This is a genomic window from Micromonospora sp. NPDC049101 (assembly GCF_040648675.1).
Classification (GTDB): Bacteria; Actinomycetota; Actinomycetes; order Mycobacteriales; family Micromonosporaceae; genus Micromonospora.
Map to the genome: position 1 here is coordinate 1 of NZ_JBEZED010000004.1, position 23,087 is coordinate 23,087.

Sequence of the window (23,087 nt, forward strand, 5' to 3'; positions counted from 1 at the left end):
ATCCTCGGCAGCGCCGCACGCACCTTGGGAAGCCCCCTGGCAAGCGCCGGCAACCCCCGCTTGGCCAACGCCAACACCGGTCTGCCGAGCATCGCCAACCGCCCAATAGGCACAACCGTCAACACCGTATCGATCAACAAATTGGTGAGACTGCCCTTACCGGTCGCCGCATACAACGACGCATCGATCAGCAAAGCCGCCGCACCAGCAGCGATCGCGATCGGACCCATGATCGGCGCAAGAATCGGAATGAACGACAACAACCCCGCGACCAGAGAAACGATCTTCAACGCACCCGACAGTTGCGCCAACAACTCCTGGTTATCCCGCACGAAGTTGGTGAACTGACCCTTCAGATCCCACCACTTCGGATTCTCCTTGAACCGCAAACCCTTCGCATCATTCACCACCCGCACACAGTCACGCACCGCCGTAGCCAACTCACCCCGCAACGCACCCGCCTGCGCCACGCACTCGTCCCAGTCCCGCTGCGCCTGCGACAACGCCGAACCCGCCGCCCCCGCATCCGAGCGGTACGTATCCGGCTCCGGCTCCGCGTCCGGTGGCCGGTCGGCGACCTCCTGCTCATGACGCTCATCAGCCTGCTTCGCCCGATCCGCCCGCCCCCGCGCCGCCTGCAACGCCGCCCACAAACCCGGCGCACGCTGCGCCAACGGACGCATCCGATCCTGCAACGACGACAACGAACCCGCAAACGCCGTCAACCCCGACGACACCCGCCCGAACGCATCACCAGTCACCCGCAAATGCCCCGGCATCTGGGCGTTCAGGCCCTCCCGGAACAGGTCCCCCTCCGGACCCACGAACTGACTCGTGTCCAAACCGGTGATCTGCGCGGCGGCCTGCGTTGCCGCCGAACCGAAGCCCTGCCACCGCGACGCCGACGACCGAACCGCCGACGGATCACCATCCATCTTGAACAGATGCCCCGGAAACTCAGCCATCGCGCCGGACCTCCCCGTGTCCACGCCAACAAGCCGCACGACTCATCGAACATAGACGCAGGACGAACTCCGACGTCGAATTCAGTCCTAGATCTTTCTCAGGGCAAGGGCAAGATCCGACGATGGTGAGATGGCGGAACAATCCGGACCTGCCGGAGGCAGCGCCCGCAGGGGCCATTACCGGGGGGCGCGGGGAGCGCGACATCGGGTCAGGCCACCGTCACCACCTCGATCGCTGGTGCACCTCGCGGACACCTTCTAGGACACGAGGGCGTCGACCTCCGCGTGGGTGCAGCCGCTGGCCGGGCTCTCGCTGAGCGTGATGACCGCGTCGAGCCGGTCTCTGGCCTGCCGGAGCTGGGCGATCTGCTGATCGATACGGTCGCGTTCGGCGCGCAGCAGGGCCCGGGACTCCGGGGTGTTGACATTCGCGTCGACGCAGGGCAGCAGGTCCAGGATGGTCCGGCTGGACAGGTTGGCGGCGTACAGCATCTGGATCAGGTGCACCCGGTCGACCGCGCTGTCCGGGTAGTGGCGTTGGCCGCCGCCGCTTCGCCCGGCCGCGAGAAGCCCCTGCTCCTCGTAGTAGCGCAGCGCTCGCACGGACACCCCGGTCTGCGTGGCCAGTTCACCGATGCGCATGGCCCCTCCCCCGGTCGGTGACGCCAGCCACACGACCTTGTCTCTCACGTCAACGTCAGGTTTTAGCGTAGCTCGCGTACAGCTCGTCACTGAACCTGCCAGGAGGCACCAATCATGAAGATCACCGGTTCGATCGCGCTGGTCACCGGCGCCAACCGTGGCCTCGGCCGGCACTTCGCCGGACAACTGCTGGAACGCGGGGCGACCAAGGTGTACGCCACGGCCCGCACCCCGGAGCGGATCGACATCCCCGGCGTCGAGACGCTGCGGCTGGACATCACCGACCCCCGTTCCGTCGAGGAGGCGGCTTCCATCGCCTCCGACGTCACCCTGCTGGTCAACAACGCCGGGATCTCCACCTCCACGAACCTGGTCACCGGCGACCTGGGCAAGATCCGGGCCGAGATGGACACGCACTTCTACGGCACCTTGAGCATGGTGCGGGCGTTCGCACCGGTGCTCGGCACCAACGGCGGCGGGGGGATCCTGAACGTTCTGTCGGCTTTGTCATGGTTCTCCTACCACGGGGCCAACGCCTACGCGGCGGCGAAGGCAGCCGAATGGAGCCTGACCAACGGGATCCGACTGGAACTCGCCGACCAGGGGACCCTCGTGACCGGCCTACACCTGGGCATGGCGGACACCGACATGAGTGCCGGTTTCGACGGCGACAAGATGAACCCCGCCGACGTCGTACGCCTCGCCCTGGACGGCATCGAGGCCGACCGGATCGAGGTCCTCGCCGACGAGTGGAGCGCGTACATCAAAGCGTCCCTGGCCAACGACCCGAGCGACTTCTACAAGCCGACCGGGCAGTAGCGCGGGACGTCACTGGCAGACGACCCACTCGTCGTCCTCCTCGACCAGCACCATGTTCTGCGTGAACCGCGCGCCCGTGGCCTCCTGGACCACCTCGACGGTGGCCGTCGCGGTGACCCGGCCGTTGTAGTTGTTGACGATCAGGCCGGTGATCTTGTAGCTGCTGAACTTCAACTGCGCAGCCTGGACCCGGGCGAAATCCTCAGGCGTCAGGTTCTTGCGCACCTCGGCGCACAGCCGCCCGTACGCGGCCGGATAGTTGCCCGCCTGCATGTCGTCGGCGTACGCCGTGGCGGCGGCCCGGGCCGGTTCGACGTTGTCCCGGACGCCGCGGTAGATCCAGAAGCCGGCGCAGACGCCGACCACGCAGCACACCGACAGCAACGCGGCGACGACGATCAGGACCGTCCGAGCTGTCCGGTTGGGCTTCGGGCTGGGCACCATCATCGGCTCGTATGCCATAACCCGGAGGATAGGAAGCGGTGGCAAACGGTGTGGGCGGCGGCGCAAGGGGTTGGAAGCGCGATCCGCACCGGGACGATCTGCCACTCGATCGTGTGGAGTGACAGCGGAGCCGCCGATTACAGTTTTTCGAGAAAAGATCGGGAAACGAGACTAATACGACAGCCGGGTGGTTCCGCAATGCTGCTCACGCAATCGCACAGCGATATTTAAGGGAGACTTAATCGTCTCGGCAGGAAGTCGGCCGGGGGTGCGCTCGTATTCTTCGCTCGGAAGAAAGGTGCACCCCGTTGATTAATCTGCGACCCACCCCTGGACGGCGTCGTTCCGTCACCGCCCTGTTGCTGCTGAGCGTGGCGCTCGCCGGCGGATGCAAGGAGGCCCCGGGCACCCCCGGTGCGTCCAGTCCATCGAGCGACGCCGGCATCGGCTCGCCCGGCCCGGAGGCACCGACGCCCGGTGCCCCCGGCAGCGCGTCCGGCACGCCGGGCACGCCGAGCGCCTCGGCGACCCCGTCCGCCTCGGGCAAGCCGTCGGCCCCGTCGACGAGCGCCGCCCCGCCGACCACGGTCGGCGGCTGGATCACCATCGACCCGGCCGCGCAGGCCGCCGCGACGAGTGCGTTCTTCGCGCGCAAGCCCAAGCCGGTGACCGGCGACCCGGTGAAGGTGCCCGAGTTCAACGTCGGCTGCAAGACCAGCCACCACAACAGCGACGACCCGATCGTGCTGCCCAAGCTGGTCGGGGCCTCGCACAACCACACGTTCTGGGGCAACACGTCGACCGACGCCAACTCGACAGCCGAATCGCTGCGGGCGTCGAAGGCGACCACCTGCAACTCGCCCGACGACCAGTCCGCCTACTGGGTGCCCACGATGTACCAGAACGGCAAGGTCGTGGACCCGACGGAGGTGACCGTCTACTACGGTTCGCGTCTGAAGGACCCGAGTAGGACCCAGCCCTTCCCGTTCGGCCTGCGAATGATCACCGGTAACGCCAAGAATCAGGTCGACACCCCGGACAAGCAGGGCAACCACTTCTGGTGCGCCGGCATCGGTGGCGAAATCGGCCGCAGCGCCGACAAGACCTTCCCGGTCTGCGCCAAGACCGCGAACATCGTCCGGCAGATCACCTTCCCGGACTGCTGGGACGGCAAGCACCTGGACAGCCCGGACCACAAGGCGCACATGGCCAACGGTGACCACACCGGGGCCTGCCCGAAGAGCCACCCGGTGCCGGTCCCCTCGGTGTCGTTCGTGATCTCGTACCCGCTGAGCGCGAACACGGACGGCATCACCCTCGCGTCCGGCACCTCGTTCTCCATGCACGCGGACTTCTTCAACGCCTGGAAGGACGAGGCGCTCGCCGCACGGGTGCGCAACTGCCTCGACCAGGGCGTGAAATGCAACTCGGCAGGCAACTTCTAGTTCTTTCACGTCGGCCGCCGGCGGCGGAACGCTTCACCCCGACACCGGGGTAACCGTCCGCCGCCGTCGGCCGTTCAAGCTCGGCACCGTCGGCAAACCGTCGCACAACACGTCCCCCACGCCGGGCACTGGCGGTGCGTCCAATCGGTAGCATCGATGGCAGGCGGGCTACTGCTTCGACCGCTTGTCCGACCGACATGGGAGCACCATGACCAAGGGCATCTCGCCGGCTGCCGCGCTCGGGCGCCTGCGAGGGCGATCCGGCCAGGTGGTCGGCACCGCTTTTCTCGTCACCGCTGATCTCGTCATCACCTGCGCTCACGTCGTCAGCGCGGCCCTGGACATCGACCACTGCGACGGCGAGGCACCAGCGGAGACCGTGACCGTCGAGTTTCCGCTCGTTGACGGCGAAGCGCCAGTGGCCGCGTTTCAGGCTGTGGTGGTCGGATGGTGGCCCGCACGGCTCGACGGCAGCGGCGACACCGCGCTGCTGCGACTGGACCGGCCGCCGCCGAACGGCACCCATCCGGCCCGTCTCACCCTGGGCGAGTCCGCGTGGGGAGACAAGGTCCGAGTGTTCGGCTTCCCCGCCGATCTCGGCGCCGAGTACGGCGTCTGGGTCGAAGCCGAGTTGCGCGCCCGGCAGGGGGCCGGCTGGCTCCAGGTCGAGTCACCACCGCACCAGCGCGGAATCGGCCCCGGGTTCAGCGGCTCCCCGGTATGGAGCCCGGCAGCCGGCGGGATCATCGGCATGGTGGTGGCGGCCGAACGCGACAACACCACGGCGTACCTGATACCCGTCCGGGCGCTGGTCGAGGCCCACCCCGACATCGCCGCGCCGGACCCGGCCGAAACCTCCCCTTACCGCGGCCTGGAGCCGTTCCTGGAGGAGCATTCGGCGTACTTCCGTGGTCGGGAAGCGCTGACCGAGCGGGTGATCACACAGGTCGAGCGGCATCCGCTGGTGACCCTCGTCGGGCCGTCGGGAAGCGGCAAGTCCTCCCTCGTGTACGCCGGGGTGACACCACAGTTGCGAAAACGGGGCATGCTGATCACCAGCTTCCGCCCGCTGGCCGGGGCGCGATCCACCTCGCTGCTCGCCAACGCCATCATCGGTGTCCTCGATCCGAGGCTCGGCGAGGTGGATCAGCACGGCGAGGCCGAAGCGCTGGCGGACCGGCTCGACGCCACACCGACCCACACGCTGCCCTGGCTCGCCAGCCAACTGGTCGAGAAAGCCGGCGATGACGGCCTCGTGCTCTTCTGCGACCAGTTCGAGGAGTTGGCGACCGAGGACGCGCAGCGACTGTGGCGGCTCCTGCACGACCTCCTCCGCGTCGCTCCACCTCGACCGGACGGTGCGCCGAGGCTGCACGCCGTGTTGACGATGCGATCGGGCTCACTGGATCTGCTCGTCACCGAGGAGACCGTGCGGGAGGCCACGGTCGGGATGGTGTTGGTTCCGCCGATGAGCCGAGCCCAGCTGCACGAGGTGGTCACCGCCGCCGACGTCGACTTCGAGCCCGGGCTGGTGAACCGGATCATCGACGACACCGGTACCGAGCCCGGCCAACTGCCGCTAGTCGAGTTCACACTGGCGCAGCTCTGGCGACGACGCAACGCCCGGATGTTGACGCACGGTGCGTACGAGGACCTGGGTGGCGTGTCCGGCGCGCTGACCAGATACGCCGACGACGTGTACGACACCCTGCCGCCGACCGAGCGCCCGGCCGCCCGTCGGCTCTTCATCCAACTGGCCCGACCCGACGGCGGCGACGACTTCCTGCGCCGGCCGGTCCGGCTCGCCGACCTGAACGACGACCTGCGGCCGGTCCTCAGACGGCTCGTGGCCAGCCGACTGGTCGTGGTCAGCAGAGCCGCCGATGGCACCGAGGTCGCCGACCTCGCTCATCAGGCACTCGTGTGGCAGTGGCCGAGGCTGCGGGAGTGGCTGGCCCGGGAACGTGACTTCCGCGGCTGGCAGGAGGGCCTGCGGGTCAACCTGGCGGCCTGGGAGGACACCGGCCGGGACACCGGCGGCCTGCTGCGCGGAGTCGCGCTGGTCACCGCGGACAGGTGGTCGCGGGACCACCCGGAGGACATCGGGCCGGCCGAGCACGTCTTCATCCGGTCCAGCCGGGCTGGTGAGCGACGCAGGGCGTGGATCCTCCGGTCGGTGGTGGCCGTGATCTCGGCCCTGGCCCTGGTCGCCACCGGCCTTGCGGTGGTCGCGGCCCGGCAGACAGCGCAGGCCGACGCCCGGCTGCGCACCGCGGCGTCCGGAGCGCTGGCAGACGAGTCCAACCGAGTACGCGGCACCGATCCTCGCGCGTCGTTGCAGTTGGCACAGGCGGCTTGGCACCACGACCGATCGGCGGAGGCAGGGAGCACGACCTTCTCCTGGTACGCCGCGTTGCAGTTCGTGGAGCAGGTCTATCGCGATGCGTGGGACGGTGACCTGGAACACGTCCTCGCGAGCCCGGACGGCTCGACAGTGGTGTTCGTGAACAAGTCGGGGTTGCCCGCGGTGTGGACCGGCATGAACGGCGACGATCCCCAGCAGTGGCGGCTGCCGACTGGCGGTCGGATCCGGGTGGGCGGCACCTTCGCGCTCAGCCCTTCCGGCCGTCACCTTGGCTACAGCAGCGGCCTCGGCGGCGTCGCACTGTGGGACATCGCGCAACGCAGCGGGCCGGTCGATCTTGCACCGGATACGACCCGCGACGATATGAGCGTCAACGAGCTTGACCGCTCGGTGTCGTTCTCGCCCGACGGCAGCCGGCTGATGGTGTGGTCACGAGGGATGGTGACGGACGCATCGACGATCCAGGTCTGGGGCGTCGGGGATGGTCAGCCGGTCCGAGTAACGCACCCGGCGTTTCCCCGCGGCATCCTCACCTCGGTGTCTTTCGGTCCTCGACCCGACACCATCCTGCTCGCCGGATGGGGTGGCGCACGCCTTCACGAGCTTCAGACTGGACGCCTGATCTGGGCCATGCCGATGTCGGACTCGGATGAGGCGCAGCCCGCCGCCAACGGAGAGCTCCTGACCGTGTGCGACGCAGGGCACGTGCAGGTCATCGATCTGGCGACCCGTGCAGATCTGCGGACAATCCCGGTGTCCTCATGCGTGCTGCCGACCCTGACCGCCGACGGTCCTCCGTACCTGATTTCCGCCAGTCGGCTGAGGGCCACCGACTCGAACTCCGAGGTCAGCGTCACCCAGCTACGGACCGGCCAGACATATCGATTCATCACCCCACCCATCGACTACGACCTTTTGGATGGGCCTCGCCAGATCGCCCTGTTCGGTGCGGCAGATGACCGCCTCAGCGCCCTGGTGGCCGACCGAAACCAGGGCTACCGGCTGGCAGCGGCCCGACCGGCGCCGCTCACGGGTCAGGGGCTGCGGCAGGCGGACGCTCCAGAACTCGGATCGATCAGCCTGGGCAGCCCCGATGACCGATGGGAGGTGGCGATCAACGGTAAGACCGGCCGTATCGACCTGGTGGACGCCGAGACGCGACGGACGATGGCCAGCACCACCGGCACGCCGACGACGCTCGCCGCAAAAGTGTCATTCAATGGCATCTGGTATAGTTTTACCCGCGATGGCACACGTTTCCTGATGGTTGAGGGTGACCAACTGGTCGCCTACTCGGTGCCAGGGCTGGCCGTCGAACGCCGGATGCGACTACCAGTCCAGCCAGAGATCGGAAAGCCGCCCCGCAATCCAGGGCTGTCCGCGTGGGCAAGTTCGGTGGCGGCCGACGAGGACGGTCGAGTGATCGTTCTGCACGCCGGCATGCTCACCCGCTGGGATATCGCGACGGGGGCGATGACGGACCCCCCGCTTGCGCTGAGGACGGAGCGCGCGGCGCAGCAGCGTTCGGCACTGCTGGCGACCATGGCACCACTTCCCAGGCCGGGCCACCCCGGTGAGGTCGCTGTTATCCAAGCCGGTGGTGACGTGGAGATCTGGAGTATCGGCCAGCGGCGAGCCATCGCGACTTTCGCGGTCTTCGCGGTGTCGCAGCAGGGCGGGGTTACCTTCGACCTGACTGGGTCCCGCCTCGCCGTTCGTGCGGAGAACGAGCAGGTCAAGATCCTGAATGTTGACGAAAAACGAGTCGACGGCCGACCGATCGCAACCGGGGTTGTCCAGGGGCTGCTCGGGTTCACCCCCGATGGCAGGCTGCTCACCCTGTCCTCGTCCGACGACAAACCCAGTGCCCAGCTGTGGGACGACCAGACCGGAAATCTGCTGGCCACTCTGACGCCGGCGGTCCAGCCAGCCAATTGGAACCTGACTGGCGACCTCCTGACGCTGTCCAGCTCCGGGCAGACCCGTTCGGTGTTGTTGAAGCCTGGCCTGTGGATGGGCAGCTTGTGTGCCCTCAACGATCGCCCCTACGACGGCCCCGAACTGGACGTGGTCAAACGGCACAACGGCACGACCGAACCCCCGTGTGCCTGAGTCGCACGGTGCGTCGGGCCGGACACCAACTGGCGTCCGGCCCGACGCGAAGTCGCTAGAGCCGGGCGGCACCGGCCGCGGTGGCCTCCTGGACGGCCGAGGTACGACGGATCTCGGCCCGCTGGTCGCCGGTGTCCTCCCGGTCCGGAGCTGCCACCCGGGCCGCCCGGTTGCTGCTCGCCGCCGCCTGCTCGCCGGTCACGCCGCCACGGATCCGGTTGTTCGCGGCAACCTGGGCGACCGGGTCGTTGGACGTGACGGTCAACCCACCGTTGATGATGTTGTCGTCGACGGTGACACCGCCGGTGGTGCTGGTGACGCTGACGTCCGCGCCCCAGTAGCCGCCGGAGGCGCAACTGTCGAGCGTGCCGTTCGGGCCGAGTTGCACACCACCGAGGTTGCCGGCGAAGGTGGCGCGCCCCCGGACCGCGCTGCCGCACACCACGCTGCCGGTGGCGCTGTTCAGCACCGACAGCGTGCCGTCGACGAACGAGTCGTGCACGTCTGTGTAGTAGGTGCCGGTGCTGCTGACGTTGCGTTGCACCTGGGTGCCACGGTCGATCCGGACCTCACCGGCGCCTGCGGTGACCGTCCCGGCGATCGTCGACTGCTCCACGAACAGGAAGCTGTCGATTGTCGCGGTGCCCTTCGGCCGCACCGTCACGTTGCCGCTGCGGGCGTCCTTGAAGAAGAGGCCGTACCCGCCGGCGGCCAGCACCACCTGGCCGTCGACGCTCGTCTCGGTGGCGTCGAGGTAGCCGTCCGCGGCGACGCGTACCTCACCGCTGATCCGGCCCCCGGCGACCACCAGGTTGGCCCCGGCCGCGACTGTGACGTTGCCGGTGATCGTGGTGCCGGTCAGCGCGCAGGACTCGCCGGCCGGTACGAGCAGGTCGTTGGGCACGGTCACGGCACCGCCGGTGCCGATGCAGTGGGTGACCAGGTCGGCGTGTGCGGTGGGCGCCACCGCGAACACCGAGGCGGCGACGACGGCGCTCACGGTGGCGAGCTTGGCGACGGTACGTCGGGGCATCGTTGTACTCCCTGTCGATGAGGTTCGAGGACTCATGCGCCGACGTCCGATCGGGCCGCGGCCCGGACGATGGCGCCCTGCTGCCGCCGGTTGAGCGTGCCGCCGGTCACGAGCGCGGCGGTGACCGCCTCGACGTGCCGGACGAACGCGGCATGGCCGGGGTAGTCGGCGTGTTCGTCGATCAGATCGTTGACGGTGCAGCCGTCGCCGGTGTCGACGTTTGCCACTCCGGTGTCGTCACCGTCGATGATCACCGTGGCCCGGGTGTCCGACGCGGGGCAGCCGTCGGTGCCGTCGGCCACCACCGTGAGGGTCGTGGACTGCTCGGTGGAGGCGTTTCCGGCGGTGTCGGTGGCCCGGTACCGCACTGTGTGCGCGCCGAGGGCCCGGACGACGACCGGGCTGGCGTACGTGGTCCAGCCACCGGTGTCGAGTGCGTACTCGATCGACGCCACGCCGGAGCCGTCGTCGGTCGCGGTGACGGTGACCGTCGCGCCGCCGACGTACGCGCCGCCGTCGTTCTGGTCACCGGCCACCGTGGCGGCGACAGTGGGTGGGGTGGTGTCCTCGGCCTGCGGCTCCACGATGGTGAAGTGGGCCATCTGCTCGGCCGACGTGTTCCCCGCGACGTCTGTCGCCCGGTAGTGCAGCATGTGCATGCCCACCGAGGTCACGACAACCGGGTTCGTGTACGCGGTGAAGGCGCCTCCGTCCAGCGCGTACTCGATGGTGGCGACGCCGGACCCGGCATCGGTGGCGGTCAGCGTGACGGTGGCCGTACCGATGTAGTTGCCGTCGCCGTCCTGCTCGCCGGCCGGCGTGGCCGTGACCACCGGCGCGGTGGTGTCCTCCTCGGTCGGCTCGACGACGCGGAACGACACCGAGCCGACCGCGCTGGTGTTGCCGGCCTCGTCGGTGGCGCGGAACTGCACCGAGTGGTCGCCGACCGCGGTCACCGGCACCGGTTGGGTGTACGGCTGGAAGCTGGTGTCGTCGACCTGGTATTCGACGGTCTGCACACCGGAGTCGGCGTCGGTGGCCGTGACGGTCACCGTGGCCGCACCGAGGTAGTTGCCGTCGGCGTCGCGGTCACCGGAGACGGTGGCGTCGACGGTCGGCGGCGTGGTGTCGCCGCCACCTCCGCCGTCGGTGACGACGAGTTCGCCGACCATCTGGCTGTGCCCCGGGATCGCGCAGAAGTAGCGGTACCGACCCGGGGTGAGATTCACCGTCGCCTGGTGGCGGCCGTCGTTGGCGTCGAACGGGCTGGCCAGGATGTTGAGCGTGACGTCGTGGTTGTAGCCCTCGGTGCTGGTGTCGAAGGTCAGCGTGTGCGGCATCCCGGTGGTGTTGCCGGTGGCCGCGCTGTTCTCCCAGATGATGGTGGTGGCGCCGGCCACCGCCTGGGCGGGGGTCGACTTGTAGCGGGTGGTGTTGTCGTCGGCGGTCCAGGTCAACACCTGGTCCGCGGCGGCACGTGGGGCGGCGGAGGCGGGCGTCGCGGCCAACGGGACCACCGTCAGCAGGAGCGCCGACAGCGCGGCCATGAGTCGTCGGGTCATCGTTTCTCCTAGAGTTCCCGCACGCGGATGTTGCGGAACTCGGCCAGGTCGTTGTCACCGTGGTTCTGCAAACCGATGAAGCCGCGGAGGAACTGCCGCAGGTCGGTCGGCGGATCGCCGGCACGGGAGGACTGCTTGCCCGGCGTGTTGTCGAACTCGTTGATCACCACGCCGTTGCGGATCATCGTGTAGTGCTGGCCGACCACGCGGATCTCGTAGTCGTTCCACTCGTTCTTCGGGGTGACGCCGGCCTGGGCGAGCGGCACCGGGTCGAAGTTGTAGACCGAGCCGGTCTTCTGCGGCTCCCCGGTCTCACCGTCGTAGATCTGGATCTCGTGTCCACAGTAGATGGCCATCCAGGCCGGCGAGGTCCGGGCCGATCCGACGGTGCCGCAGCTGCCCTCCGGTCGCTGGTCGAGCGGTGTTCGCAGGTCCGGGAAGCGGATGAAGACGCCGGTGTTGGCCCGTCCGGTGCCGGGGGCGATGTCCCGGAACTGCAGCTTCAGCGAGAAGTCGCCCAGCTCCTTGGTGTGCCAGAGCATGCCGAGGCCGCCGCTGGAGCGCAGCGACCCGTCCGGCTGGATGCTGAACGATCCCGTCGGGGCCTGCTGCCAGCCGAGCAGCGACTCGGCGGTGCCGTCGAAGAGCGGCTCGTACCCGGTGTGTCCGGTGCGCCCGATCTCGGACGCGGCGGCCAACCGGGTCAGCGTGCCGCTCTCCCGGGCGTTGAGCAGACCGTCGTCCTGGAGCGCGCGGGTCACCGCCGTCACGTGGCGGACGAAACTGTTGTGGTCGGCCCAGGTGCTCTCGTCGTCGATCAGGTCGTTGACCGTGCAGCCCTGCCCGACCGTGCGGCTGGGCACCCCGGTGTCCGTGTCGCCGAGCCACACGTTCTGCCGGTCGTCCGGCACCGCGCAGCCCACCGTGACAGTGGTCTGCACCGTCGCCGTCTCCCCGTCGGCGTACGTGACGGTCAGTTTCGCGGTGTAGGTGCCGACCTTGGCGTAGGTGTGCCGGGGGTTCACCTCGGTCGACGTGGTGCCGTCGCCGAACTCCCACCGGTGGCTGACGCCGCCGGAGCGCGCGCCGTCGAAGGCGATGGTCAGGGGCTTGTGCTGCACGGCGACGGCGTTCGCCGCCGGTGCCGGGGTGGGTGCGCCGCCGGTGTAGGTGATCCGGATGAGTTTCTGGTTGGGGTGCAGGCTGAAGAACCCGCCTCCGTAGTCCAGCAGGTAGAGCGCGCCGTCCGGGCCGAACTTGGCGTCCATCCAGCTCTGCAGTCGGGTGTCGCCGTTGCCGCTGGGGATGATGGCGCGCAGCGACTCCGCGTAGACCGGTGGGGCCGCCGTCGGCACCCCGGCCTCATCGACGGTGACCGCGACCCGGTTGGCGGCGTTCGACTGGTCGCCGATGAACCACTTCTCGTCCCAGTACGCCGGCCACGCCACAGTGCTGTTCGGGTCGACCCGGTCGCGGTGGTAGGTCGGGCCGGACATGATGGCCTGCCCGCCGCCGCGCAGGTACGGCTGGGTGTAGGTGGCGTCGGCCGCGACGTAGGTGGGCAGGTCGCTGCCGTCGGTGCGCTTCGGGAAGACCGGGCCGCCGCCGTCCGGCGAATACCAGATCATGTTGTCCCGGGCCGCCGGGATGTCCACGAGTCCGGTGTTACGCGGAGAGGTGTTCTTCAGGTTGTCGCAGTCGTACCAGCCGGTCAGCACGCTCGCGTCGGTGCTGCTGCGGTCCCGGTACGGCTGCCGGTTGCCCATGCAGTACGGCCAGCCCTGGTTGCCGGCCGAGGTGATGATGGTGGCGGTCTCGTACTTGGCCGGGCCGAGCGTGGGGCTGGGCGACGCGGCGTCCGGGCCGACCCAGCCGGCGGTCAGCCACTGGTGCTCCGGGTCGATCTGCAACCGGGCGATGTTGCGCACGCCCATCACGTAGATCTCCGGCCGGGTCTTCTCGGTGCCCGGCGGGAAGAGGTTGCCCTGCGGGATGGTGTACGTCCCGTCGGCCTCCGGGTGAATCCGGATGATCTTGCCGGCGAGGTCGTTGGTGTTACCCGAGGTGCGGCGGGCGTCCTGGAAGGAGATGCCCTGGTATTCCTGGGTCCAGTTGTTGCCCGAGTAGCCCTGCGACCCCTCTGAGGAGTTGTTGTCGCCGGAGCCGACGTAGAGGTTGCCCTTCGCGTCGAACGCCATGCCGCCGCCGGCGTGGCAGCAACTGTGGATCTGCACCGGGAACTTCAGCAGGTCCTTGCGGGTGTCCTGGTCGATGCTCTGCTGCTCGCGGTCGTAGGTGAACCGGGAGACGGTCCGCTGCCCGACCCGCTGCACCCGGTCGATCGACTCGTGCGGCATCCAGTAGACGTAGAGCCAGCCGTTCTGGGCGAACGCGGGGTCGGGCACGATGCCGAGCAGGCCCTCCTCGTTCTTCACCAACTCGGAGCCGCTGCCCCGGTTGCCCATCACCTCCAGGGTGGTGAGCAGTTTGACCTGCTTGGTCCGTGGGTCCCAGGAGTGGATGGTGCCGCAGCCCAGGCCGACCTTCGGGTCGGTCCAGTTCTCGATCGGGCCGCTCGGGCAGGCCGCCTTGCCGACGTAGAAGACGGTGCCGTCCGGCGCGATGGTGAGCCCGTGCGGCTCGCCGATCTGGTCCAACTGCCCGGTCTGGTTGGCCGCGGTGAGACGCTCCACCTTGTAGTTCGCGGCGATCGTGGCCTGGCAGTCGCCGCGTACGCGGCCGGTGGTCCAGTTGAGGGCCCCGGCGAGGTGTGCGCGGAACGCCTCCTCACCGTAGCTGCCCTCGGTGTGGCCCATGCCGGTGTAGAACGACCGGCCACCGTCGTAGTCCCGGCACCAGGACACCGGGTGGAACGGGCCGTTGGCCCCCGGCCCCGGGTCGTAGTGCCGCTCCTCGACCTGGGCGAGCGTGTGCACCGTGCCGATCGGGTTCGGGTCCCAGTTGTCCCAGCGGTCGGACCGGGTGACCGTCAGGGGCAACGACGCGGTGGCCGGGTGCTTGCGGTCCAGGATGTCGACCACCGCCCGGTTCACGGGGGTCGGCGGCGGCGCGGTGGCCGTGCCGGTGAACAGGCGCAGGTCGGCGAGCTGGATCAGCGGCTCACCGCTGTTGGCGGTGATGTTCAGCCGGTAGCGGGTGAACTCCTGCGGCGTGGCGATGTCGAACCGGCGGGTCTGGAACCGCTCCGCGAAGCTCTGGTTGGTGCGCCGGTCCAGATCGGACCAGTTCTGGCCGTCGTTCGAGCCCTGCAGGGTCCAGTCCTTCGGGTCCCGTCCGACGAAGTCGTTGGCCGACGTCAGCGCGTACCCGGTGATCCGCTTGGGTGCGGCCAGCTGGTAGGCCACCCACGCGGTGGGGGTGCGGACCAGCCACTTGGTGTTGGCGTCGCCGTCGGTCAGCTTCTCCTTGCTCTCGGTCGGCGGGTTCTCACCGCTGGCGGTCACCGCGGCCACCGGCTCGGCGACCGGGATGGCACCCGCCGGGCGGGTGCCGATCAGGCCGGTGAACCAGGCCGAGTCGACCTGGGCGCGGGCGGCGTCGGCGATGCCGACGAAGCCGCCGCCGGCCTTCATGTAGCCCTGCAGCGCCGACTCCTGGTCGCGGTTGAGCGCGGCGCCCGTCGCGGAGAGAAACACCACGCTGCGGTACGCGGACAGCCCGGTCGCGGTGAACACGCCGGGGTCCGTGGTGGCCGTGACATCGATGTCATGACCGGCACCAAGTTGTTTGATGGTGTCCACCGCACGGGACACCGGGTCCTGCTGCTCGGCCACCGGCCCGTGGAACACGAGGACCGCGGCCTTCTGCGGCTGCGCCGCCGGTGCGGCTGCCGGTCGTGGTGCCGCTGCCGATCTCGGCGCGGCTGCCGCCGTCGATGCCGGGATCAGTGCCGCGAAGGCCGCCATCGCGGCAAGGACTCGTCGTGGTTGTCTGGTCATCCCCGTCCCCACTTTCGGTTGGGTCAGCTTCCGTGCGTGTGGGTGTGGCCCTGGAACCGGTGGATCGCGTCCTCGGCGCCCGGCGGCATGCTGCCGTCGGCGTTGCGCACCAGGAAGATCCCGGCCATGCCGCCGTCGGAGTGGTTCTGCACGTGGCAGTGGTACATCCACGCCCCGGGCCCGACGCCCTCGCCGGCCAGCACCTGGAAACCGAACGAGCTGCCCGGGTTGAGGTCCTTGTTGTCGATGACCAGGCTCGGGTCGCTCGGGCCCTCCAGCATTCCGGTGCGGTTGTCGGCCCAGCGGTGGGCGTGCAGGTGGAAGGTGTGGAACAGGTTGCCGTGGCCGATGTTGATCCACTCCACCCGCTGGCCCAGGTTCGCCTCGAACATGGGCGTCTCCGGTGCCATCCGGTTGTTGATCGTCATGTCGTGGAACACCACGGTGAACTGCTTCTCCGGCAGGATGTCGCCCCGGCGCCGGACGATCAGCGCCCCGTAGAGACCCTTGGCGACCCCGGCGGTGCCGTGGTCGGTGCCCATGGCGTGGTCGTGGTAGTGCCAGTAGCCGGCGCTGCCCGGCATGTACCGCCGACCCGCCGCGGCCACCATCTCGTGCGAGCGCCAGACGTACGTCCGCGTCTCACCGGGATTGTTGAACGAGGCGTTGAACGGGCTGCCGTCGGAGTCGGTGCTGTAGTCCACCCCGTGCGGATGGATGGAGAGCCGCTGGCTTGTGGTGTTGACCAGGGTGATCTCCAGGGTGTCGCCCTCGTACATCTCCAGGAGCGGGCCCGGCACGGTGGCCTGGCCGGGTGCCAGGCCGTAGCCGAACAGACCGCCGGGCAACTGCTCGGCGTAGATGGTGACCTTCTTCGTGACGCCGGCGGCGGCCTGTGCGGGGGTACCGCCGAACGCGGTGCCGATCGCGGGGGCGGCCGCGCCCAGCGCACCGGCGGCGAGCGCCCCGGTGGCGATCAGGGATCTGCGGGACAGTTGGCGTGGGGAGCCAACGACGTGCTCGTCCATGGGTCTCCGTTCCCGACCGGGCGAAGACGCGACGAGGGCAGGGTGCAACGACCGCCGAACACGGGGCGGCAGCACGACTGAGGTGAGGCTCGTCGCGGACTTTGCTCGGAAGACTCAGAGCTTTCGGTGGATGTCTGCAACTTATGTAGTCCATCGACGAAAGTCCAGGTCTGGTTGCAAAAAGATTACCTTGACATTACGACGTCCGTCGATTGACATGATCCTGACACGGGCCAGCCCACAGCGCACAGCGCCGGGCTGCCCTCGATGGGGCAGCCCGGCGGGCAGACGTACGGGAGGAGTCGTCAGAGGCGGTGGCGGTCGTCGGCCGGCAGGCTCGGCGCCGCTGGCGGCTCCGGCGACTGGTCGGGCTGACCGAGTGGGGCGACACGGGTCGGGTCGAGGACCCGGGAGAGGAACGCGCGAGTCCGTTCGTGCTGCGGGTTGCCCAGCACCTCCTGCGGCGGCCCCTGCTCGACCACCACTCCCCCGTCCATGAACACCACCCGGTCGGCGACGTCGCGGGCGAACGCCATCTCGTGCGTCACCACCATCATCGTCATGCCGTCCTCGGCCAGCTTGCGCATGACCGTGAGCACGTCACCGACCAACTCCGGGTCGAGCGCGGAGGTCGGCTCGTCGAAGAGCATCAGCTTCGGCTCCATCGACAGGGACCGGGCGATCGCCGCCCGCTGCTGCTGCCCACCGGAGAGTTGCGCCGGGAAGGCGTCGGCCTTGTCAGTCAGCCCGACGCGGTCCAGGTTGGCCCGGGCGACGCGCTCGGCCTCCGCCCGGCCGCGCCGCAGCACCCGGCGCTGGGCGATGGTGAGGTTGTTCAGCACGGTCAGGTGCGGAAACAGGTTGAACGACTGGAAGACCATGCCGATGCCACGGCGGACCGCGTCGAGCTCGACGTCCGGGTCGGTCATCTCGACGCCGTTGACCCAGATCCTGCCGGCCGTCGGCTCCTCCAACAGGTCGACGCAGCGCAGCAGTGTCGACTTGCCGGACCCGGACGGCCCGATCACGCAGACCACCTCGCCCTGGCCGACCTCGAAGTCGATGCCCTTGAGCACCTCGAGTGGCCCGAAGGACTTGTGCAGGTCCCGGATCTCGACGGCCGGGCGGGGTGCAGTGCTCGTCATACGGGTCACCGGGCCTTGGCGTAGCGGAGTTCGAGGCGGCGTACCACCTGGGACAGGGGCAGGGTGATGATCAGGTAGGCGAGACCGGCCACCAGCAACGGGGTGGCGTTCACCCGGTCGTTCAGCATGTCCCGGCCGAACTTGGTGACCTCGATGGTCTGCGCCGTCACACCCAGCACGTACGCCAGCGACGAGTCCTTGGTGAGCAGGATGAGTTCGTTCGTCAACGGCGGGATCACGATCCGGAACGCCTGCGGAATGACGATCGTGCGCATGGCGGTGAAGTGCGACATGCCGAGGGTGCGGGCCGCCTCCATCTGCCCCTTGGGGACGGCCTGGATGCCGGCCCGGATGGTCTCCGCCATGTACGCGGCGGCGGTCAACCCGAGACCGATCGCGATCGAGCCGAACACACCGCCCGGGATCTCCCGCTCCGGGAACGCGATGGGGATGCCGTACCCGACGAGGAAGAGCACCAGCAGCGCGGGCAGACCCCGGAAGAGCTCGATGTACGCCGTCGCCAGCCAGCGGTACGGCGCCACCCGGGACAGCCGCATCAGCGCGAGGATGGTGCCGAACACGAGACCGAAGGCGAACGCGCCAAGCGTGTAGAGGACGGTGTTGCGCAGCGCGACGGTGATGATCGTCGGGAACATCGACTTGATGATGTCGACGCGGAAGAACGCGTCGGCCAGCCGGTCCCAGTCCGCGGCAAAGAGCACCACGGCGATGACGGCGATGAAGACCAGGTACTGGAGCCCGAGGAACAACCGCTCCCGCTGGCGGCGTCGCAGCTTCACGTTCGCTCGTTGCCTTCCCGGAGGTAACCGACACGGAGGGCGCGCGGGACGCGCGCCCTCCGGTACTGCGCTGCGGCTCAGGCGCTCAGGCGCTCGGCCGCCTTGCGGCTCAGGCGCTGGGCCGCCTTGCGGCTCAGGCGCTCGGCCGCTTGCCGATCCACTTTTCGTAGATCTTGTCGTAGGTGCCGTCCTGCTTGGCCTTGGCCAGCGCCTCGTTGATCTTCTTGAGCAGCTCCGGGTTGCCGTCCTTCTTCACCGAGAAGCCGTACTGCTCGCCGGTGTTGAACTCGGCGGCGACCTGGAAACCGCCCGGGTTCTTCTTCAGGTACTCGGACCAGACCGGCAGGTCGTTGATGGCGGCCTCGACCTGGCCGTTGGCGACGGCCTGCTGCTGGGCGGCGAGATCCTCGAACTCGACAAGCTTGAGGCCCTTCTCCGCCTCGAACTTCTTGGCGTAGTCACGGCCGGTGGTGGCCGCCTGGACGCCGAGCTTCTTGCCCCGCAGGTCGTCCAGCGTCTTGTACGACTTGCCGGTCTTCACCAGCATCGCCTGGGTGGCGTCGAAGTACGGGTCGGAGAAGTTCATCACCTTCTGCCGTTCCGCGGTGATCGTCATGCCGGCGGCCGCCGCGTCGCACTTGCCGGTGTTCAGATCCTGACCGGACTTGATCCCCTCGAACGGGGTGTCGATGATCGTCTGCTGGACGCCCAGATCCTTGGCCACCAGGTCCAACATCTCGACGTCGAAGCCGGTCACCGTGCCGCTGGCGTCCTTCGACTGGAACGGCGGGTACGGCAGGTGGGTGCAGACGGTCAGCTTGCCCGCCTCGACCAGCTTGACGCCGCTCGCCTGGACCTCGCTGTCGTCCTTCTTGGCGCATCCCGCGCTCAGCGCGAGGGCGGCGACCGCCACGACGAGGCCGGCCTGACGGGCGGCGCTGTGGAACCTCACGGCTGTGTCCCTCCGGTTCGGCTTCCATTGCATAGAAAGCCAATCTGGTTCATAGACTTTGCGATAAGCGACCGTACCCGATCCCGGCGGGTCGCTCCCAGATCACGCCGCGGCCGTCCCCGCGAGGTGGTCCGCCGGCACCCGTGGGCAAACCCGACACCGGGCAGCAACGAGCCCTCAACCGCCGGTGCCCTCGGCCTCCCCGTCAGGGGTGAAGGCCGATCCTTCGGGATCTGTGGTGAGGAACACGTGTTGGTGGCCGTGGCCGGCGTCGACGCTGACCTGGTCGAGCTGGGTCGCGGCGACCGACCAGCTCGTCACGGCCTCGACCGCCTGCCGCGTGGTGAGGTCCAGCAGGGCCGCGCGTTGTGCCGCCGGCACGCTGGCGGCCAGCGCGTAGGAGTCGACGGCCAGACCGGCCTGCTGGATGGCCCCGCGCAGCCCGCCTCGCGCCACGTTCGTGGCGGTGCTCCCCGACGGCGGGTCGGCGAACGGCTTGGCGGCTTCCCGCATGCTCTCCTGCCACCGCCGGGCCTGCGCCGGATCCGGCGCGCGCCCGGCTGCGGTGTCCGCCTTGAGGGTGGTCAGGATCGGGGCGATCTGGGCACTGACGCGGCGGGCCGTCTCGGTCAGCTCGACGATCTGCTGCGCGTCCCGCTTCGCGTCGGCCTCTTTGATGCTCGCGATGGACGCCTCGGTGGCGTCCGGACGCCCCACCTGGTAGCCGATCAGCCCACCCAGCAGGGCGGTGACAAGTGCGATCGCCCCGGCGACCGCCACGACCCGGGAGGTGCGGCGACGACGCACGTCGGGGTTGTCGGACAGGTAGGAGGGCCGGCCAGTGCGGCGCGCCATCGCATCTCCTCACATCGATGGTCGGTGGGGCCACAGGTTAGCCGCCGCACGGGATGCCCGTCGATAGCGTCGCCGGCTTCGAGGGTGCGACGGCGCTGCCGCGGAGTCGGCCGAGCCCCGGCCGGTCCCTCGCGGGATCGACCGGGGCTCGTCGGTGTCGAGCTGGTCAGGCGATGTCGAACCGGTCCAGCTCCATGACCTTGGTCCAGGCGGTCACGAAGTCGGCCACGAACTTGTCGCGGGCGTCCTGGCTGGCGTAGACCTCCGCGAGCGCGCGCAGCTGCGAGTTGGACCCGAAGATGAGGTCGACCGCGGTGGCGGTCCACTTCACCTCGTCGGTGGCCAGGTCACGGATCTCGTACACGTGCTCATCGGACTTCGACACGCTCCACCGGGTGCCCGGGGAGAGCAGGTTGGCGAAGAAGTCGTTGCTGAGCACGCCCGGCCGGTCGGTGAGGACGCCGTGCTGGCTGCCGCCGGTGTTGGCGCCGAGCGACCGCAGACCGCCGATGAGGACCGTCATCTCCGGCGCGGTGAGGTTGAGCATGTAGGCGCGGTCGACGAGGAGCACCTCCGGCTGGGTCTTCTCGCCCGCCCGCAGGTAGTTGCGGAAGCCGTCGGCCCGGGGCTCGAGGACCCGGAACGAGTCCGTGTCGGTCTGCTCCTGGGTGGCGTCGGTGCGGCCCGGCCGGAACGGCACGGTCACCTCGACGCCGGCGTCCCGCGCCGCCTTCTCGACGGCTGCCGAACCGGCCAGCACGATCAGGTCGGCGAGCGAGATCTTCGCGCCACCGGCGGCGTTGAAGTCCTGCTGGATGCCCTCCAGGGCGGTCAGGACGGTCGCCAGCTGCTCCGGCTGGTTGACCTCCCAGCTGCGCTGCGGCTCCAGACGGATCCGCGCACCGTTGGCGCCACCGCGCTTGTCGGTGTGCCGGAAGCTCGCGGCGGACGCCCAGGCGGTGGAGACCAGCTGGGCGGTGCTCAGACCGGAGTCCAGGACCTTCGCCTTGAGCGCGGCGATGTCGGCGTCACCCACCAGCTCGTGGTCGACGGCCGGCACCGGGTCCTGCCAGAGCTGCGGCTCCGCCACCCACGGCCCGAGGAAACGCTCGATCGGGCCCATGTCGCGGTGCAACAGCTTGTACCACGCCTTGGCGAAGGCCAACGCGAACTGGTCGGGGTTCTCCAGGAAGCGGCGGGAGATCTTCTCGTACGCCGGGTCGACCCGCAGCGACAGGTCGGTCGTGAGCATCGTGGGCCGGTGCTTCTTCGCCGGGTCGAAGGGGTCCGGGATGATCGCCTCGGCGTCCTTGGCGACCCACTGCTTCGCGCCACCGGGGCTGGTGGTCAGCTCCCACTCGTAGCCGAACAGGATCTCGAAGAAGCGGTTGCTCCACTGCGTCGGCACGTCGGTCCACGTCACCTCGAGACCGCTGGTGATCGTGTCGGCGCCCTTGCCGCTGCCGTGGCTGCTCAGCCAACCCAGGCCCTGCGCCTCGATCGGGGCACCCTCGGGCTCCGGGCCCACGTGGTTGTCGGCGACACCGGCACCGTGGGTCTTGCCGAAGGTGTGGCCACCGGCGATGAGGGCGACGGTCTCCTCGTCGTTCATGGCCATCCGGCCGAAGGTCTCGCGGATGAAGTGCGCCGCGGCGGCCGGGTCGGCGTTGCCGCGCGGGCCCTCCGGGTTGACGTAGATGAGGCCCATCTCGGTCGACCCCACGCCGGTCGCCATCTCCTTCTCGGAGGCGTAGCGCTCGTCGCCGAGCCAGGTGTCCTCCGGGCCCCAGAAGATCTCCTCGGGCTCCCAGACGTCCTCGCGACCGAAGCCGAAGCCGAAGGTCTTGAAGCCCATCGACTCCAGGGCGACGTTACCGGCGAGCACGAGCAGGTCGGCCCAGGAGATCTGCTGGCCGTACTTCTGCTTGACCGGCCACAGCAGCCGGCGGGCCTTGTCCAGGTTGGCGTTGTCCGGCCAGCTGTTCAGCGGCGCGAACCGCTGGCCGCCGTCGCCGGCACCGCCCCGGCCGTCCTCGATGCGGTACGTGCCGGCGGCGTGCCAGCTCATCCGGATCATCAGGCCGCCGTAGTGGCCGAAGTCGGCCGGCCACCAGTCCTGCGAGGTGGTGAGAACCTCGGTGATGTCCCGCTTGAGGGCCTCGACGTCGAGCTTGGCGAACTCCTTCGCGTAGCTGAAGTCCGCACCCAACGGGTTGCCCTTGGACGAGTGGGCGTGCAACACCGAGAGGTCGAGCTGGTTGGGCCACCAGTCCCGGTTGGTGCGCGGACGACCGCCGGTCTTCGGGGTCGGCGAGTCGATCGCCGGGTTCTCGCTCTCGCTGCCGTGCGCGGTCACCGAGTCGTGCGCGACCGGGCAGCCGGCGGCTGCCTTCTGATCCACGCCCTGCGCACTGGTGGGGCCGTTGTCCTGGGTGTCGCTCATGAACTTCCTTCCGAGCTTGCGGATCTCTGGGGCGTGCGTTCGGTCGCGCAGTCGGGACAGATGCCCCAGTAGACGACCTCCGCCTCGTCGATCACGAAACCGTGGTCGACCGAGGCGGTGAGACAGGGGGCGTGACCGACGGCGCACTCGACGTCGGCGATCGCGCCGCAGGAGCGGCACACGACATGGTGATGGTTGTCCGCGACCCGGGACTCGTAGCGGGCGGTCGCTCCGGCCGGCTGGATACGCCGCACCAGGCCAGCGTCGGTGAGTACACGCAGCACGTCGTACACCGCTTGATGGGAGACCGTGGGATGATCCGCCCGAACCAGCGCGATCACCGCGTCGGTGCCGACGTGCGGGTGGTCGCGCAACGCCGCGAGCACCGCCAGTCGGGGCCGGGTGACGCGCAGCGAGGCGGCCCGCAGTTGCGCCTCGAAGTCGGACATCACCTGGCGAACACTAGCTCACTATTCTGGAACGGATCAAGTTTTACGCCCTTCCGCGTGCCGGCGTGG

Annotated in this window: 16 protein-coding genes; 3 read left to right on the forward strand and 13 right to left on the reverse strand. The window is 69.1% G+C overall.

Annotated features, from left to right (window positions below; all coding sequences use genetic code 11):
* Positions 1–965 (reverse strand): putative T7SS-secreted protein (locus AB0B57_RS06085; protein WP_357065629.1); only part of this gene is annotated, 965 nt, incomplete at its 3' end.
* A 258-nt stretch (positions 966–1,223) separates the two neighbouring features.
* Positions 1,224–1,607: a MerR family transcriptional regulator gene (locus AB0B57_RS06090; protein WP_357065631.1), complete on the reverse strand. Its 384-nt coding sequence runs from the start codon at positions 1,605–1,607 to the stop codon at positions 1,224–1,226.
* A 114-nt stretch (positions 1,608–1,721) separates the two neighbouring features.
* Between AB0B57_RS06090 and AB0B57_RS06095 the strand changes: the two genes are divergently transcribed.
* Positions 1,722–2,426 carry an SDR family oxidoreductase gene (locus AB0B57_RS06095; RefSeq protein ID WP_357065634.1) on the forward strand — a complete coding sequence of 235 codons (705 nt, stop codon included), beginning with the start codon at positions 1,722–1,724 and terminating at the stop codon, positions 2,424–2,426.
* Between the two features lie 9 nt (positions 2,427–2,435).
* Here the strand turns inward: AB0B57_RS06095 and AB0B57_RS06100 are convergent, their stop codons facing one another.
* On the reverse strand, positions 2,436–2,888 hold the full coding sequence (locus tag AB0B57_RS06100; RefSeq protein WP_357065637.1) for a hypothetical protein: 453 nt from the start codon (positions 2,886–2,888) through the stop codon (positions 2,436–2,438).
* 290 nt (positions 2,889–3,178) lie between these two features.
* On the opposite strand from AB0B57_RS06100, the gene AB0B57_RS06105 reads away from it, so the two are divergent.
* Both AB0B57_RS06105 and AB0B57_RS06110 read left to right on the forward strand, forming a co-directional pair.
* Positions 3,179–4,315, forward strand: coding sequence for a DUF1996 domain-containing protein (locus AB0B57_RS06105; RefSeq protein WP_357065641.1), 1,137 nt, complete (start codon positions 3,179–3,181; stop codon positions 4,313–4,315).
* A 208-nt stretch (positions 4,316–4,523) separates the two neighbouring features.
* Positions 4,524–8,792, forward strand: coding sequence for a trypsin-like peptidase domain-containing protein (locus tag AB0B57_RS06110; RefSeq protein WP_357065644.1), 4,269 nt, complete (start codon positions 4,524–4,526; stop codon positions 8,790–8,792).
* 55 nt (positions 8,793–8,847) lie between these two features.
* Here the strand turns inward: AB0B57_RS06110 and AB0B57_RS06115 are convergent, their stop codons facing one another.
* The 10 genes from AB0B57_RS06115 to AB0B57_RS06160 all read right to left on the reverse strand — a co-directional run bounded on the left by AB0B57_RS06115 (position 8,848) and on the right by AB0B57_RS06160 (position 23,021).
* Positions 8,848–9,825, reverse strand: coding sequence for a hypothetical protein (locus AB0B57_RS06115; RefSeq protein WP_357065647.1), 978 nt, complete (start codon positions 9,823–9,825; stop codon positions 8,848–8,850).
* 32 nt (positions 9,826–9,857) lie between these two features.
* Positions 9,858–11,387, reverse strand: a complete 1,530-nt coding sequence (locus AB0B57_RS06120; protein WP_357065650.1) for a plastocyanin/azurin family copper-binding protein — start codon at positions 11,385–11,387, stop codon at positions 9,858–9,860.
* Between the two features lie 8 nt (positions 11,388–11,395).
* Entirely contained in the window at positions 11,396–15,346 is a 3,951-nt protein-coding gene (locus tag AB0B57_RS06125) for a ThuA domain-containing protein (RefSeq protein WP_357065653.1), read from the reverse strand.
* Between the two features lie 23 nt (positions 15,347–15,369).
* The gene (locus AB0B57_RS06130; protein ID WP_357065655.1) at positions 15,370–16,374 is read right to left on the reverse strand and encodes a multicopper oxidase domain-containing protein; all 1,005 of its coding nucleotides are present in this window, start codon (positions 16,372–16,374) and stop codon (positions 15,370–15,372) included.
* Positions 16,375–16,679: 305 nt separating this feature from the next.
* Positions 16,680–17,519: an amino acid ABC transporter ATP-binding protein gene (locus AB0B57_RS06135; RefSeq protein ID WP_357065658.1), complete on the reverse strand. Its 840-nt coding sequence runs from the start codon at positions 17,517–17,519 to the stop codon at positions 16,680–16,682.
* Between the two features lie 5 nt (positions 17,520–17,524).
* Positions 17,525–18,319: an amino acid ABC transporter permease gene (locus tag AB0B57_RS06140; protein ID WP_357065661.1), complete on the reverse strand. Its 795-nt coding sequence runs from the start codon at positions 18,317–18,319 to the stop codon at positions 17,525–17,527.
* Between the two features lie 133 nt (positions 18,320–18,452).
* Complete coding sequence (locus AB0B57_RS06145) at positions 18,453–19,271, reverse strand: basic amino acid ABC transporter substrate-binding protein (protein WP_357065665.1); 819 nt, start codon at positions 19,269–19,271, stop codon at positions 18,453–18,455.
* A 177-nt stretch (positions 19,272–19,448) separates the two neighbouring features.
* Positions 19,449–20,126: a hypothetical protein gene (locus tag AB0B57_RS06150; protein ID WP_357065668.1), complete on the reverse strand. Its 678-nt coding sequence runs from the start codon at positions 20,124–20,126 to the stop codon at positions 19,449–19,451.
* Between the two features lie 166 nt (positions 20,127–20,292).
* Complete coding sequence (gene katG / locus AB0B57_RS06155) at positions 20,293–22,569, reverse strand: catalase/peroxidase HPI (RefSeq protein ID WP_357065670.1); 2,277 nt, start codon at positions 22,567–22,569, stop codon at positions 20,293–20,295.
* A complete protein-coding gene (locus tag AB0B57_RS06160) occupies positions 22,566–23,021 on the reverse strand; it encodes a Fur family transcriptional regulator (protein ID WP_357065673.1) in 456 nt (151 codons plus the stop codon). The genes katG and AB0B57_RS06160 overlap by 4 nt, the downstream gene beginning before the upstream one ends.
* Positions 23,022–23,087: the final 66 nt, after the last annotated feature.